This is a genomic window from Streptomyces vilmorinianum, assembly GCF_005517195.1.
Taxonomy (GTDB): domain Bacteria; phylum Actinomycetota; class Actinomycetes; order Streptomycetales; family Streptomycetaceae; genus Streptomyces; species Streptomyces vilmorinianum.
The window spans coordinates 5,025,157-5,040,443 of the sequence record NZ_CP040244.1; the positions used below are offsets into that span (position 1 = coordinate 5,025,157).

Here is a 15,287-nt window from a genome sequence, read left to right on the forward strand (position 1 = left end):
CGCCGCATGGGGCGGAGGTGAACTGCATGGCTAACTCATAGGGGGTGGTCGGGTGTTGTTGTTCCACCACGGGAGGAGTAATTGCTCGGTTCATGAGGAGAACGGTTGCGGAGCGTGCGTACCTTTGACCAGGAGTGACGCACTGACGGGTACGGGCTTTACGTGTCGGTGTGCGCGGTGTACGTGGCGCGAACCGTGACCGGAGTACGGGAGGGTCGGGGGGTGGAGGCGACTCCGGATCGGGCATCCTGCACGTCTTCGGGCAGCAGTTGAAGCTGCGCCGGGTGAGGGCGGGGATGGAACGGTCGGAGCTGGGGGGCGCGGACCGGGTACTCGGCATCGACAATCGCGTCGTTCGAACAGGGGAGGCGGATTCCGTCACCAAAGTTCATCGACAAGGCGGACGAGGTGGTGGGTGCGGGCGGGGAGCTGAAGGCGAGCAAGGAGGAGGTGGCGCGGGCGCAGTATCCGGCGTTCTTCCGGAATGCGGCGCGGTTGGAGGCGGAGGCCGTCGAGCTGTGCGCGTACGACACCCACGTCGTAAAGGGGCTCTTGCAGACCGAGGACCACACCCGCGCACTCCTGCGCATGCGTCGACCGCTCCTGGACGAAGAGACGATCGAGCAGCGAGTTGCCGCACGGCTGGCTCGCCAGGAGATCTTCAATAGACGGCCGGCGCCTCTGCTCAGCTTCGTCATGGAGGAGTACGTCCTCAGGCGTCGCCTTGGCGGCAAAGCTGTGCGGCGTGGCCAGCTCGAGCTGCTCCTCCTCATCGGCGAGGAACGAAACGTCGAGATCCAGATCAGGCCGCAGGATCTCGAGGACAACGCGGGCGTGGACGGGCCGTTCACCGTGCTCACCCGGCGGGGTGGTGATCAGGTCGGTTACATGGAGGCGCAGGGCAAGAGCACGCTGGTGACCGATCGAGAAGAGGTCCGTGCTCTCGCGGCTCGTTATGGGATCAGCCGAGCGCAGGTCCCTCGTGAGTCGCTGGCCTTCATCAGAAGTTGCTGAGAGAGGTATGAACGTCGAAGTGACCAGTGATTCCGCTGCCGCACTGGCTTGGTTCAAGAGCAGCTACAGCGGTGCCGAAGGCGGCGACTGCGTAGAGGTCGCGACGAGCCCCGGCACGGTCCACGTCCGAGACTCGAAAGACACGGCGGGGCCTGTTCTGTCCCTGGGCCCCTGAAGGATGGGCTGCCTTCGCGGGGTTCGCCGCGCGGAGCTGAGCCTGACCACGAGGGCGCCCCGCCAACGGAATGGTCCGTCGGCGGGGCGCCCTCGTCTGTACGCGGCTGTACGCGGACCTCAGTCGGCCTTCTTCGCCCGACCGCGTGTCTTCTTCTCCGGGCGCCAGTCCGTGAGGTCCTCCGCCGAGAGTCCATGCTTGGCGCGCTGCTCGTCCAGGTACGCCTGGTACTCCTCGGAGGGCGTGCCGCCCCACTCCTCATCGTGTTCGCCGTGCCACTGGTGGACCCAGGGCATCAGCTCCTGGATGCCTGCGATGAGCGGGGTGAGTCGCGGGGTGTCCCAACCAGCCTGCTCGGTACGGTCATTGATCAGGTTGACCAGCGCCTGCACCTGATCCTTGTGATCCCAACCGGCCCAGCCGAGCAGGACGGTCGGGTCGGAGTCGGGCGACGCGTCCGGGTAAGAGATGAACCGCTCCTTGGGGACGTCCAGCTTGCCGCGGTGCGACCAGTACGACGGCTTGAGGAAGTCGGCGGAGGCGTACTTCGGCGGCACGGGGATGTTGAGCCGCTCGCCGGTCTTGTCCTCCTCGCGCTGGAGGTCCCAGACCTGCTCCCACTGCTCCCGCTTGCGCAGGCCGGAGTCCTTGTAGCGCAGGGCGGCGAGGTACGGGACGTGCTCGCTGGCGATCACGTCCGCGAGAACGGTCGCGAGGGTGGCGTCGCGCTTGCCCATGTGATCGGCGGCGTACAGCTCGGCGACGGCCCGCACGTCGGCGTCCTGCCGGAGGGAGTCAGCGAGTTGGGAGACGGTGAGCGTCCGGGGCGCGCGGAACCCGTCCCGGAGGGCGAACCAGAGGTCCTCGCCCTCGCACCGGTCGAGCAGCCAGGTGCGGAGGGCTTCCTTCTCCTTCTTCTCCCAGGGGTCGGAGCCCCAGCGGCGCTTGCATTCGGGGCGCTCGATGAGAGCGATGTCCTTGCGGGAGTTGATGATGTCGATCCGGGCCTGGACGACGACCTTGTATTCGTCGGGCCAGTGAGTGGGGATCTCGGTGATCGGGGTGGATCCGTGCCGCTCAAACCAGGCGGTCTCTACCTCGCCCGCCGCCACCTTCCGAGCGAGCACGATCTCGAATGCGCGCTCCCCAAGAGCGACTTCGGGTACGCCAGCGGCGCTGGTCAGAGTTGTGCGGGTCACTTCGTCGGGGGTGAGCAGGCTGTAGGCGCCGTAGACCGTCCAGTCCAGCTCCTCTTGAATCGCAATCATCCGCGCACGGATAGACGCTTGCTCGCCGCGGTCATTGTCGAACCCGGCGCGGGTGGGCCCACCGGGGGCCACGGCGGAGGGCTCATGAGTGGCCAACTCCTGGGCAAGGGAATCAAGGACACGGCCAAGTTCCAGGGGAAGCTCGGCTGGCAGCGGGAACTCCTGCAACTTGGTCCCCGTAAACTCGTATCGAAACTCCCAACGCTCACCAGCATCTGCGCGCTCCGCACCGGGCCGACCCTTGCTATGGCTCACCTGCTTAAGCCAGAAGCAAGCCGTCGACGAGTTCAGCACACCCAAAAGCTCCAGGTGCTGCTCCTCCGTCGCCCCCGTCGGTAGCTTGATCACTGGCGCGGAGCGATTCAGAATATCCCCGTTCCGCTCGAGCACGAAGTAGTTATGCGTGGAAACGAAAGCAAAAGGAATAGCCCACGAATGGGATCCTTCATCCCTCGGAAGCTGATGCCACTCCCACCAGTGACGCCCGTCAGCACGATAGTTACTGCCGCCGAATGTCCCTCGCATCCACAATTCGGTGCGCAGCGGCCAGAAGTGCTTGATAAAGAAGCTACCCAACTGCTCCTCGACAAGGAGGTCTTTCTCTTCCGAATACGGCATGACGGAAAGGTCGTGCGCCTTGAAGCCCCAGTCGCGGGTCTGGTCTCCACGATGGCTAACACGCGCCCGTAGGTCCGTGGCCCTTCGACCGAGCGGCCCGAAGGCTGGCAGAGTGAACGCCTCATCCGCATGACTGTCACCGTAGAACCCGATTCGGACAATAGAGCTGCTCAGTCGGCTCCCTCTCTCAGACAGCAGGGACAAAACCTCCGAGGCTCCGCCGCCCGCAAGCGACCAGGGGTGCGTTGAGAAATCTGCTCGTAGTAGGTCAGCAGCAGTTACCCACTCAGACTCGCTGCTGCACGTATCGATCTGATCAACAATTGCCGACCAAACAGGCGCCGCCGCCGGGTCTTTGGGCTGAGTCGACTCCCCTCGCACCCCAAGAATCGCCCGAACCCGATCCACCATCAACCCGTTACGGTTTCGTCCAGCGAGAATCGCCGTAGGTGTCCCATGACCCGGGATGTAGGCTCCTGAGGTATCGATAACGTGCGTCAGATCGACCTTCGGGAAGAACTCCTCAACCAGCTTTTTCCCGAACTCTCTCTTCATGAAGGAGTTTGCTGTGATCTGACCCGTGAAACCGCCGTCACGTCGATCACCCCCCGCCCGTACCGCCAGCTCAAAGATCCGCTGAGCGAACGGCACAGACAGCGCGTACTGCCGATAGCACGCGTCGTACGCCTTCTTATAATTCTCGTTCTCCTGCTTGTCCTTCACGGTGATGTACGGCGGATTCGCCACCACCACGTGGTACGTCCCCCGCCCCAGCAAATCCACCCGCTCCGCGTACTCCCCCACGTCCTCCGTGCGGTACGCGAACATCCCCTCGTCCCCGCCCCCAAACAACGTGTCCAGGGTCTCCGTAACGGACTCCGCCCCCCGCCCATGCAGCAGCGAGTCCCCCACCGCCACATTGATCGGAAACGCAGGCGCCGCCGCCAGCCGCCGCTCCCCGCAAGCCTTCAGCGCCGCAACCAACAACCGGAACCGCGCGATCGCCACCGCGAACGGGTTCTTGTCGCAGCCGTGCACGGACTCCAACGACCGCCGCACCAGCTCCCAGTCGTCCGTGCCCGGCTCCGCCGCCCGCCACTTCTCCAGCAGGCGGCCGAACATGCCCAGCAGGAAGTGGCCCGACCCGCACGCCGGGTCGATGCACCGCAGCCCTCGTGCAACAGGATCAGTCCCCTGCCAGCCCTTCGGCGTGTGCTTCCACACCGGGTCGAGGCCGAACTCCTCGACCGCCGGCTCCAGCGTCAGGTCGAGGATGAACTCCTCCACGAACTCCGGCGTCTGCAGCAGCGCGTACGTCTTCCGCGCGTGCTCGCTCAGGTCCTGGTACAGGTCACCCAGGAACCGCGTGTCCAGGTCCTCGTCCACAAACGAATGAACGATCTCGGCGTCCGCGCCCCGCTCACGCCAGAACCCGAGCAGCCGCGTCGCCGCCTCGTACGACGGAGTCAGCTCCCACAGCGGGTTGTGCCCCCGGTCGAAGAGCCCCGCCACCGCCTCGTGCGAGTCGGCCAGCGCCTCGAAACCGGCGACCAGCCAGTCCCGGTCGTTCAGCTCCGGACGTTCCCGGAAGAACGCCGCCTGCCTGTCCTCCGCGTCTGCCAGCCGCTCGCCCGGGCCCGCGATGTACGGGTCGGCGATGAGCCCGTTGTCCTCGCAGAAGCGGACGAACACCGTCGCGAGCGCCCACGCCGCTGCCGCTTGCGTCACGCGTTCGTCCCGCCACGCTCCGTATGTGGCGGCTGTACGCTGAGCCTCCCGCGCCGCCGCGTACTCGCGCTCGAGCGCCACACGGAACTCGTCCTCCGAGTCCGTCCGCGCCCGCAGGTCGTCCTCCAGCGCGGTGACCTGCTTGCGCAGGTCCTTCAGCAGTGCGGCCTTGTCCACGAGGCGGCGCCTTTCTCTCCGTAACCCACAACCCGTCCCCTACCTACAGCCCGTCCATCCTGCCAGCTCAGGAGGAATGTCCAGACCTGTCCCGCCCCGGCCTTCAGCGGACCGCGCCGACCCGCTCCGGGCCGCCCTCGAGCCTGCGCTGCCGATAGAGCTCCGCGATGTCCGCCTTGAGGTACTCGCGGATCTCGCTGCCCATCCGGCGCCAGCCGAAGAAGTCGCACACCTGCTTGATCAGCTCCTCCTCCGACATACCGGGGCATTCCACAGCAATCTCGTACAGCGCAAGCTGTCGCTCCGCCGGGGCGATGTACGTCACCTTGCGCGGTGCGTCCCCAGCTTCAGGATGACGCGCCTTCAGTGTGTACTGGCCGCCCCGCCCCGTGGCGTCGCAGAAGGCGCCGTCGGACGTGGCAAGGCCCGCCCCCACCAGGGCTCTCGCCACCGTGGCCACGTTGTCCCGGATACGGCTCCCCGCCCGTCCCACGCCCCACGCCTCGCGCGCCCGCAGGACCAGCAGGTCCAGGTGGACCGGACCCTCGGCCTCGATGATCTGCGCCAGTACCTTGCGCAGGGCCGGCCGTGCCTCCGCCGTGTGCATCTCGTACCTGGAACTCACGGTCAGCCGACTCGGGCGGTACGGAGCGGCCCACTCGCGCTCCACCTCCGTGTCGACCGGTACGCGCTCGTACTCGATCTCGACCTGAGGCTCACCGACAGGCACCGTCACTACCCGTCCACCTTCGTGGGCCGCCGCACTGGCACCCGCCCCGGCAACCGGCGTCGGCTTGGGTGCCGACGCAGCCAGCGGTCCCTGCGCAATCGCCTGCTCGACGGCCTCCCTCAGCCGCAGCTCTGCTGCCGCCCGCCCCCGGTACCAGTCCGTCCCCCAGATCCGGTAGAGCCGCCACCCCAGCCCATTGAGCACCTGCTCCCGCAGCCGGTCGCGATCGCGCGCGGTCTTGGAGGAGTGATACATCGCGCCGTCGCACTCGATGCCCAGCGCGTACGCGCCCGGCAGCTCGGGGTGGCGCAGGCCGAGGTCGATGCGGTAGCCGGCGACGCCGACCTGGGGCTGGACCTGGTAGCCCCAGCCGCGGAGCACCTCGAGGACGGACTCCTCGAAGGGGCTGTCCGGCTCCGCATCCGCCTGGACGACGTCGCGGGCCAGGACCGCAGGGCCCTGCTCCGCGTACTCCAGGTACCGCTTCAGGTGCTGGACGCTCACATTGGCGCTGTCCCTGAGCTGCGTACCGCGGAAGGAGGCCACGACCTCCATGCGGTAGCGGGCACGGGTCACCGCCACGTTCAGACGGCGCCAGCCGCCGACCTTGTTGATCGGGCCGAAGTTCAGTCCAAGCGTTCCGTGCTCGTCGGGGCCGTAGCCGACGGACATGATCATCACGTCGCGCTCGTCGCCCTGGACCGATTCGAGGTTCTTCACGAAGAAGCCGTCGAGACGGTCCTCCGTGAAGCAGTGTTCCAGGTCGGGGCGCGAGAGGCGGGCCTGCTGGACGGCCTGGTCGATGGCCGAGGCCTGCGCCTGGGACAGGGCGACGACACCGAGCGTCTTGCCGGGGCGGGTGTCGAAGTGATGCATGACCCGTGTGGCGACGAAGTCCGCTTCGACGCGGTTGTCGCGGCGGCTGCCTTTGTCGTACACGCCGTCCGCTCCGAAGAACGCGACGCCGACGTCGTTGCCCTTGTCCAGCGAGCCGGGGAAAGTCACCATCGAGTTCCCGTAGAACTCACGGTTGCTGAAGGTGATCAGGTTCTCGTGACGGCTGCGGTAGTGCCAGCGCAAGGACAGTTCCCGCATGGCCCCGGCCTTGCAGGCGTGCAGCAGGGACTCGAACGAGTCGGGTACGTCCTCCGCGTACTCGTCCGATTCGTCCTCGACCGAGGAGTCGAAGAACGAGGTCGGCGGCAGCTGCTTGTCGTCTCCCGCGACGATCAGGCTGCGCCCCCGGTAAATGCAGTTGATGGCGTCGCTGGGGCGAACCTGCGACGCCTCGTCGAAGATGACGACGTCGAATGTGTAGTCCGCAGGAAGATGCTGACTGACGGTCAGCGGGCTCATCATAAAGCAGGGCTTGATCGACTGAACAACCTCGCGCGTGCGCCCCAGGAGCTCGCGCACCGGCATGTGCCGGGTCTTCTTCTCCGCCTCACGCTTGATGACGGCGCTGCCGCCACCACCGAGGTTGCGCGGGCGCCGCCTGTTGCACTGCTCGATCACCGCTCCGCCTGCTGCCGCGATCAGACGCCGGTCTGCCGCGCGGAAGTCTGCCACCCGGGCGTCGAGGTCCTCGGTGCGTGTGGCGCGGAGCCGGCCGTCGCTCGCCAGGGCACCGTCGGCCCAGGAGCGGAGCAGCGCTTGCTCGACGATGTCGGGCAACTGCTGCGGGTCGATGCCTCGCTCGGCCGCGTTCGCCACAAGGTCGTCGGCGTTATGGCGGGCGAGGACGGCAACACCGTCCCTGTACGCCTGCCATTCCTCCGGGCCATGCGGATCGGCGAGGAGTACATCGATGAGCTGGTGCGCCTGGTCGAAGCCGCCCAGCAGGGACGGGGAGAGCTGGGCACCCCTGGCCGCGTCGAAGAGGTCGAGGAGTGCGGTCACGGATGCGGACCAGCGTTCGGCGCGGCGGCTCGCCATCGTGCACCACGTGGCCAGAGCGCTCCGTACGTTCGCGGCCAGGAGCGCCGGCAACGGGTCGGTGTCGGATCCGTCCGCCAGCTGGCCGGTCAGCCGCTCGCGTCGGGCGGCCCCGCTGCTCAGTTCGGCGATACGGTCGGCTGTCACCAGGGCCCGGCGGAGGTCCTCGGCCTCCTCCCGGGTTCGCGGTGTCCAGCGTCCGAGGAGGGCGGCGTGCTCATCGGCGAGACGCTGTACCTCCTGTGCCGCGTGACGCCAGCTGAGTGCCTGTCCGAGTCTGCCCGGGAGCGTCTTGTGCCAAGCTCCGCTGCGTGTCAGTGCCGCCACCGCGGCCCGGTCGGCCTTGAACTGGGCCGAGAATCGGGCCAGCAGTCCGCTGTGCTGATCGGCGAATCGGGCCACGAGTTCCGGCAGTTCGACAGCGCTCAGAACCTGCTCGCCGAAGACGTCCTCCGCTGCCGCCCGCGCCTCGGCCTCGGCGTTCAGTGCCTGACGCAGTTCCTGTGCGGCCCTGTGCACTGCGCTCCGTACGCCATCGTCGAACCACCCCGGCGCCGGACGATGGGAGGCCTTCGTGAGGTCGGCGAGCTCGCAGAGAGCGAAAGCGGCCTCGGCTCCATCCGGCTTCGGTACGCCGAAGAGATCCGCGAGCTGCGCAAGCTGGTCGGAGACGTCCTCGGGCAGGCTTCCGTCCGCCGCACCCTCCTGCCCAGGAAGCCCGTCCCGCAGTGCTCGTACGATCTGCTGGAGTTCGCGTGCCGAGGCCGGTTCGTCCTGTGTCGTGGCGAACGGGCGACGTGACGCCGCGGTCCGTACGGCATCGAGGGCGTCGGCAGCCTCGGAGAGCACGGAGGATGCCGAGCTTCCGACGAGCCCCCGCCACGGGAAGGAATCCCCCTCCGCGGCCGGTCGCCAGGCACGGCTGATGGCTTCGGCGGCGGAGGCGAGTTCCTGCAGCGCGTCGGCGCTCAACCTGTCGATGGTCCGGGCGCTCTGTGCGGACAGCGGCAGCTGCGGGGTCCCGGCCATCTCCAGCTGGATCAGTCGCCCCAGGACGTCGTGCAGACTGCGGTGCAGAGGGTCGCGGGTCTGGTTCATGGCCGCTGCGTAGGCGGAAAGCTCTTCGCGCAGCTTACGGGCCTGCTTCAGCTCGTGGTCGGCCGCGCCCGTGGCTCGGGCTTCGGTGGTCAGTACCCGGGCGAGTTCGGTGGCCACTGCCTTCTTGCTCGTGTCACCGCTGTGCAATGCCATGACGAAGTCGCCGAGGCCCACGCTGCGCAGACGGTTGCGTACGACATCGAGGGCCGCGGCCTTCTCGCTGACGAACAGCACGCTGCGGCCCGCGTGCATGAGTGCGGCGATCATGTTGGTGATGGTCTGGCTCTTGCCTGTGCCGGGAGGGCCGCTCACCACGAAGGAACGGCCGTCGAGCGAGGCCGCGATGCACTGCCGTTGAGAGGCATCCGCGTCGAGGACGAGCGGCGTCTCTTCGGGCAACTGGATTTCGTCGATTCTGTCGAGCTCCGGAGGCTCGAACCCGATGAGATTGTCGGGCAGGCCCGCGTCGGGACCGAGGGCGACGGCCCTCACCAGCGGATGGCCGAGGATGCGACCCTCGTTCTGCTGAAGGTCCTGGTACATGGCCTCCCGGTGCGAGGTGAACAGTCCGAGCACCACGCGCTCGTGAACCTTCCAGCCCGCTTGGCCGGCTGCGGCCGAGCGCGCCGCGGAGATCACCGCGGAGAGGTCGGTGACGTCGGTGCCGGTGACGCGGCTCCAGTCGATTCCCAGACGCTCGAGCTTCACCGCGAGAGCGGGGTTGTGCATGCGGTCCTGGCCGTCGGCCGGGTGGAGGCGGTAGCGACGGTCCTTGTCCCGGCGCAGCTCCACCGGCACGAGCAGTAGCGGCGCGGAGCTGCCCTCTTCGGCCCCGGCTTCGCGCCAGTCCAGCATGCCGACGCCCAGCCACAGCACCCACAGACCGTAGTCGTTGAACGTCTGGCCGGACTTCTGCCGAAGGTGGTACAGGGCACTGTCGAGCGCCGCTTGCGTGGGCTTCTGGGTCACCACGCCGGTCTGGCGCCCCTGCGCCGGCACCTCGATGCCGTCATCCTCGGATTCTGCGGAGTCCGACTCGACCGGGGCGAAGTCCCAGCCCCCGGCGAGTCCGTTCAGGAGGGTCGCAGGGCTGGGTGATGCGAACTCCAGCGTCGCTGTCCTCGTATGACGGAAGTTCAGCAGCCGGTTGCGTCCACTCAGGTCGAGAAGCGAGTGGCGCCAGCCTTCCAGCACGGCCTTCAGCCGGTCGAGACCGGGGTCGCTTGCAGCGGTACGCGCGGTCTGGGGCTGATGGGGCATATGGGGTGTACCTCCTGAGCAGAGCGCACAGGGGTGCCCACACTCCCAGACCCCCCTGGAGATATCTGCTTATCAGTCCGCATCCACCAACACGCTGGAGATCCACAACTCGATATGAACCTGTTGTCGTCCACACGCACCTTCAGCGTGCGTCGCCCGCGCCCCCCTTCTTGAGTGCCTTCAGGAACAGCGGGTCGAGCACCGTCCACTCGGTGGCCCGGTCGACCACTTCGACCGTGCGTCCGTCCAACGACGGCGTCTGCTTCGGATCCTCCATGGGGCAAAGCCACCACAGCCCATGCGGGAGCTGCGCCGGGCGCCGCGCAGCCTGCTGGAGGTTCACCAACAGGTCGTGTCCGCCGCCGTCGAAGTAGCGTGCCAACAGGCTTGCGTTGTGGAAGAAGAGCACCGCCCTGGGGCCGGCTTCCTCGGCGCGTGTGGTGAACTGCTCCGACAGTCGATCCGTGACCCGCTGCACGTAGGAGCGCAGGCCGGGCTTCAGCTCGCCACCGTTGGTGAAGGCGGCATCCGCACGCAGGACCTTGGACCAGTCGGTCCCCAGCTCTTCGGCCAGTGCCCGGAAGACCGCAAGGAACTCGGCGTTGAAATCAACAGGAGTCACACCGAACTCCGCTGCCAGAGCTTCCGCCGTGCCGGGCAGCGCCGCCCCCTTGAGCGTGAGGGCGAGAAAGCCTCCGCGCTCGGCAGACGCAGTCAGTCTGGCGCGCACAACGGCCTGCGGATCGCGGCCCGCGGCCACCGCCGAACGCGCTTCCGCGACGAGCACGCTCGTACGCGTGTAGGTGGAGCTGGTCCAGCGCGCCCCCTCGACCGCCGCAGGGAAGAAGCGTTTGCGGACGGTGTCGTACTCCAGCGGGAATCCCGCCTCGACAAGCGCATCCTCGATCTCGATGTGCGTGGGAGCGTCCGGTAGGGGCAGGGAGGGGAAGCGTGCCTTGACCCGGGCGATGAGCTCAGCGATGGAGATGCCGACTTCGCGGCGGACACCGGCTACAGCCTGGGAGATGCGAATGGCACGGGCCAGGCCGAGCGCCGTGGGGTAGATCTCCAGGCGCGGCGATGCCGAGGCGTCCTGCGAGACCACGGCCGCCAGCCCCACCAGACGGGTGTCGGCCAGCGGAGTCATGCCCTCCGGTGCAGGTACCTCGCGCAGGGTCCGTACGACCGTGGCCCGGCCCGGCAGTGGGTCCTCGGCGGCCATCCGGTCGGCGGCGGCACCGAGTGCCGCGGCGTAGTCGGCCAGCTCCTGTGGGGTGGGGTCGTCGGTGCCGGGAAGGGAGTCGAGGGCGAGAAGAACGCGGGGCCCCCGGCGCAGCACTTCGAGGCGCGGGTCTCGCTCGTTGCCTCGCTGCAGTGCCTCGGCGTCCGCCGCGGCACGGACGACGGCGAGCGCCTTCGCCAGCGTTCGGCCAGTGGTGTCCTCGCCGGCGCCATGACGTACGCGAAGCTCGGCCGCGGCTTCCTGGACCGTCATCACACGGCCCGCCTGGGCGAGAATCTGCACCAGCTCGTCACGGATGTGCGTGATCCACCCCGTGGCGGACCACTCCTCGATCGCCGCGACGTGGTGCCGGGAAACGGTGGGCTGGCTACTGCCGAGATGCTTGGCGATCAGCGTCTGCGGCGGCCACGGGCCGAGAGGAGAGAGGTCGCCTCCCTCCTCCCTGGCACGGGGCAGCCCCAGAGTCAGCCTTACGACCTCAGGGCGCAGGTTGCCCTTCCTTGCAGGGCCTGGAGCGAGTCGGGCCGCCAGGGAGTCGACCGACTCGGAGGCAGTCAGCCGTGCTTCGTCCTGTGGCCCAGCGGTCAGGGTGGCAGAAAGCTCGGATTCCAGCGGAGTTGCGCGGCGCTCCGACGTCACAGCCGGGCGCTTGAGCATCGCAGTCCACTGCTTGTGGCGCCGGTTCAGTTCCCTGCGTACAAGCGTGCCCGCGCCTCGCGCACGGGCGATGGTGTGTGGAGGAACGTCGAGGAGTTCGCCGACTGTCACCGCGCCCAGCCCGTTTGCGACGGAGACTGCTCGCGGGGAGAGTCCGGCCGCGTCCAAGGCTGTGGTCGACTCTGCTGCCGCCGCTGCCGTCTCCCGGGCTTCCTCCGTGGTTGCCGTCAGGGTGCCCACGGTGGCCGGGGTGGTGGCCGGCTTGGCGGAGTCGGCGGCACGGAAGACCTGACGCCAGGCGTCCTCCATCTGCTTGAAGGTGTCGAAGCGACGGTCGACATCGCGGTGCAGGGCCCGCTGGAAGAACGCGGTGAGTCCGTCACGCAGTCCGGGTTCGAACAGCTCTGCAGCGACGAACAGTTCCACGTCCTCGCTCACGCGAGGATCGCTTTGACCGTCTCCCCAGATGGGCCGCTCGCCGGAGGCCATCTCGTGCAGCGTCACGGCGGCCGCGTACCGCTCGGCGTGATCGTCGTAGAGCGAGCGACGGGTGCTGCCGAGGAACGGGTCGAGGTAGCCGCGGGTTCCGGCGGTGATGTCCCGCTCGGAGGCATCAGCCAGCGAGAAGTCGAACAACAACAGTTCCCACGAGCCGTCGTCGCGCTTGTGCAGACCCAGGTTGTCCGGCTTGATGTCGCGGTGGCGAACACCCTTGGCGGCAAGCTGGTCGAGCGCGATGAACAGGTCGTTGCCGTACCGCTCCAACTGATCGTAGGTAAGCCGTCCTTCGCCGCGCAGTCGCGCGCCCAGGGAGGTCTCCCCCGCGTACTCGAGCTCCAGAACGGTATGGCCGGCGATCTCTCGCGGCTCCTCGAGCAGCCGGATGATTCGGCCCCCGCCCACCGTCTTGAGTGCGTTCGCCTCCGCGTACAGCCGGGAGTCCTTGTCCTGGTCGAGCGCGACCTTGAAGACTCGTTCCTGGACGATGGTCTTGTCGTCGGGCCCGGCGAGCTCCTCGATCACTCGCTCGACCAACAGGGCCCGCGCGGTGGCGCCGGTTCCCAGTACCCGCTTGACCGTCCAGACCTCGTCCACGGGCTGGCCCGGGACAGCCGTCAGGGGATCGGCCTCCACGGTCGCAGGCTGGTCCGGAGTCGCCGCCTGCTGCTCGGCTTCGTCGAGAAGGTCGAGGAAGCGGTCGGCGGACGGCAGCCGGTCCACGACCTCGGCGCGGGTGGCCCGGTAGATCAGGGCGTCAAGGCTGTCCGAGAGTCCGTCGGCCACGGCGTACGGATGCAGTCCGCCCTCGGCGGTCAGCCTTTCGATCAGGGCGCTGCGCTGCGGTGCGGGCGCCTCTCCCGTGAGGATCAGGTAGGCGACGGCGCCAAGCCCGAAGAGGTCCAGATCGACAGGGTCAGCGAATTCCTGATCGGTCTCCGGTGCCAGATAGACCTGGGCGGAGTCTTCAATCAGTCCTCCGTCGAGCGGTGTGTCTCCGATCGAGCGCATCGACGTGGTCTCGAAGTCACGGGCGGCGGTCTGCCAGTCGGTGATGCGCACGCCAGGGTCGGCGCCGTCCTCCTTGGCCGAGACGTACACCGAGCGTGCGGACAATGCCCGGTGATAGAGCGACCGGTTGTGGGCGTAGCGGAGTGCCTCGGCAAGCTGGCGCACCAGGTCGAGCCGGACCTCTGGGGTGAGCTTGCCCCCGTACGCAGCCAGATAGGCGTCGAGCCGCAGATCGGAGTGGCGGTGGCGGAACAGGATCGCCGGCCCGCCCTGATGCTGGTGGATCTGGGCGGCCTGGGCGATACCTCGATGGGTGATGCCCTGCAGCACCTGGTACTCGCGCCGAGCGGCCCGGTCCGCGGCCCGCCTGGCGGCCTCGCCGGCCATCTGCTCGACGAGGTATATCCGGACCCGGCCTTCCTCCTGGACAAGGCCGTCGACGCGAACCGCGAGACGGTCCTCCCAGCCGGGGCCTGCATCGAGCACACTCGGCTCGAGCCTCCAGTCGTCTCCGAAACGGAGATGGGCGGTGGAGTGGCTGATGCCGATCTTCTGCATCAACTGCTCGAGGAGTTGGGCGGACTGCGGGGTGATGCGCCAGCTCTCCCGCTCCGGAGGCTTGCCGAGCAGGTCGTCCCAGATTCTGCCGAGGCCACTCGCGCCGTCGTTGCGTCCGTAGACGTTGATCCGCTGGAACTCGTCGAGTCCGCTGACCAGACCGGAGTCATGGAGGAAGACCGCGGGCTTGATGAAGGGGACACTGCGCGGGTCGACTCCCATCGACCGGGCAGCACGCTCCAACTGGCCCTTCAGTTCTTTGCACTTGAGGTCGGTCAGATGCAGCGGGTTCCTGAGGGTGCGCACCCTGTCTGCATGGAACTGCCAGGTGTCTCCGTGATTGACGACGCGGCCGGGGTGTCCCTTGAGCTCAAGGAGATAGAGACCGCCCGGGACCGCGATGAAGAGGTCACACTCGTTGGTGCGCCCGGAGGCGGCGGTGAAGGAGAACGTGGCCCAGGCACGATAGGGCTCCGCCGTCGGCATCAACTGCCGGATGTGGTCGAGTCCTTCCTGCTCCCAGGTGTGGGTGGACCGACGAGGCTGGAACCAACGCCCCTTGCGCGGCGGCCCGGGCTTGGGCGCCGCCGGCGTACCAGCTGCCGTCACGGTTCGACCTCCGTGGTGATTCCGTACGCCATGCGGCGCAAGTCTCCAGGTCACCGACCCTACCCTGACGCATGCGCGCGGCGAGCGGCTCACGTTCCATAAATCTCTGGCCATGGATACTGCGGAGCGTGCTAAGATCTCCGGGCTATTACGGAATCCACCGGGCTGTCGAAGTCGGACTAAGCCCTCCACACCGTAAGGAGAGCGCGCATGCCTGCACATCAAGGCTCAGCCGCACACATACCGGGGCCCTCATCCTCTGCCTCCACTCTTTCTGCATCCGTCTTTGATGACAGAGTTGCGCGAATCATTCCCTTCGCCTGAAACATTGCCTGCATCAGCCCGCAGGACTGTCACTTCTGTGCCCGAATTCAGGCGAAACGTTTCCCTCGCGCAGGAATTCCGGCACCCCGATTTCAAAGGTGTGTTCGTGCTCTCCTCTCCCTTCGACGCTGTCGTCGCCGTCAGCGTCGCGGTCGTCATCATCGCGTGCTTCGCGGTCGGCTGTGCCACGTTCCGGAGTGTCGCCAAGGCGGCCCTGGCGGACACCAGTTCTGCGGATCGCCCGCAGATCCTCAGGCAGCTCGTCGCCGTACTGCGGGCCCTCTTCTCCTTCTCGCTGCGCCGCAGGTAGCCGCCTGAAGGGGTGGGCGCGCGACATACCGCGCGCTCACCCGCCCCGCTTCACATCGCCGCACCTGGGAGCCC

At 67.6% G+C, this 15,287-nt stretch carries 5 protein-coding genes and 1 pseudogene; 3 read left to right on the plus strand and 3 right to left on the minus strand.

Going from position 1 to position 15,287, the window contains the following annotated elements; translation table 11 throughout:
* Nucleotides 1–170 precede the first annotated feature (170 nt).
* Both FDM97_RS23480 and FDM97_RS23485 read left to right on the plus strand, forming a co-directional pair.
* Nucleotides 171–1,014 (plus strand): annotated as a pseudogene (locus tag FDM97_RS23480) (helix-turn-helix domain-containing protein).
* Between the two features lie 7 nt (nucleotides 1,015–1,021).
* Nucleotides 1,022–1,189, plus strand: coding sequence for a DUF397 domain-containing protein (locus FDM97_RS23485; protein ID WP_137992476.1), 168 nt, complete (start codon nucleotides 1,022–1,024; stop codon nucleotides 1,187–1,189).
* 119 nt (nucleotides 1,190–1,308) lie between these two features.
* On the opposite strand, the gene pglX is transcribed toward FDM97_RS23485, so the two are convergent.
* From pglX to pglW, 3 genes are all read right to left on the minus strand, one after another.
* The gene (gene pglX, locus FDM97_RS23490) at nucleotides 1,309–4,980 is read right to left on the minus strand and encodes a BREX-2 system adenine-specific DNA-methyltransferase PglX (RefSeq protein ID WP_137992477.1); all 3,672 of its coding nucleotides are present in this window, start codon (nucleotides 4,978–4,980) and stop codon (nucleotides 1,309–1,311) included.
* A gap of 103 nt (nucleotides 4,981–5,083) precedes the next feature.
* On the minus strand, nucleotides 5,084–10,003 hold the full coding sequence (locus FDM97_RS23495) for a DUF3320 domain-containing protein (RefSeq protein WP_137992478.1): 4,920 nt from the start codon (nucleotides 10,001–10,003) through the stop codon (nucleotides 5,084–5,086).
* 142 nt (nucleotides 10,004–10,145) lie between these two features.
* Nucleotides 10,146–14,579, minus strand: coding sequence for a BREX system serine/threonine kinase PglW (gene pglW, locus FDM97_RS23500; protein ID WP_254705730.1), 4,434 nt, complete (start codon nucleotides 14,577–14,579; stop codon nucleotides 10,146–10,148).
* A 430-nt stretch (nucleotides 14,580–15,009) separates the two neighbouring features.
* Between pglW and FDM97_RS23505 the strand changes: the two genes are divergently transcribed.
* Nucleotides 15,010–15,213, plus strand: coding sequence for a hypothetical protein (locus tag FDM97_RS23505; RefSeq protein ID WP_137992480.1), 204 nt, complete (start codon nucleotides 15,010–15,012; stop codon nucleotides 15,211–15,213).
* Nucleotides 15,214–15,287 lie beyond the last annotated feature (74 nt).

Excerpts from the sequence above, each read along its gene's own strand:
- FDM97_RS23485 (WP_137992476.1), top strand. The coding sequence starts at position 1,022 with ATGAACGTCGAAGTGACCAGTGATTCCGCTGCCGCACTGGCTTGGTTC.
- FDM97_RS23495 (WP_137992478.1), bottom strand. The coding sequence starts at position 10,003 with ATGCCCCATCAGCCCCAGACCGCGCGTACCGCTGCAAGCGACCCCGGT.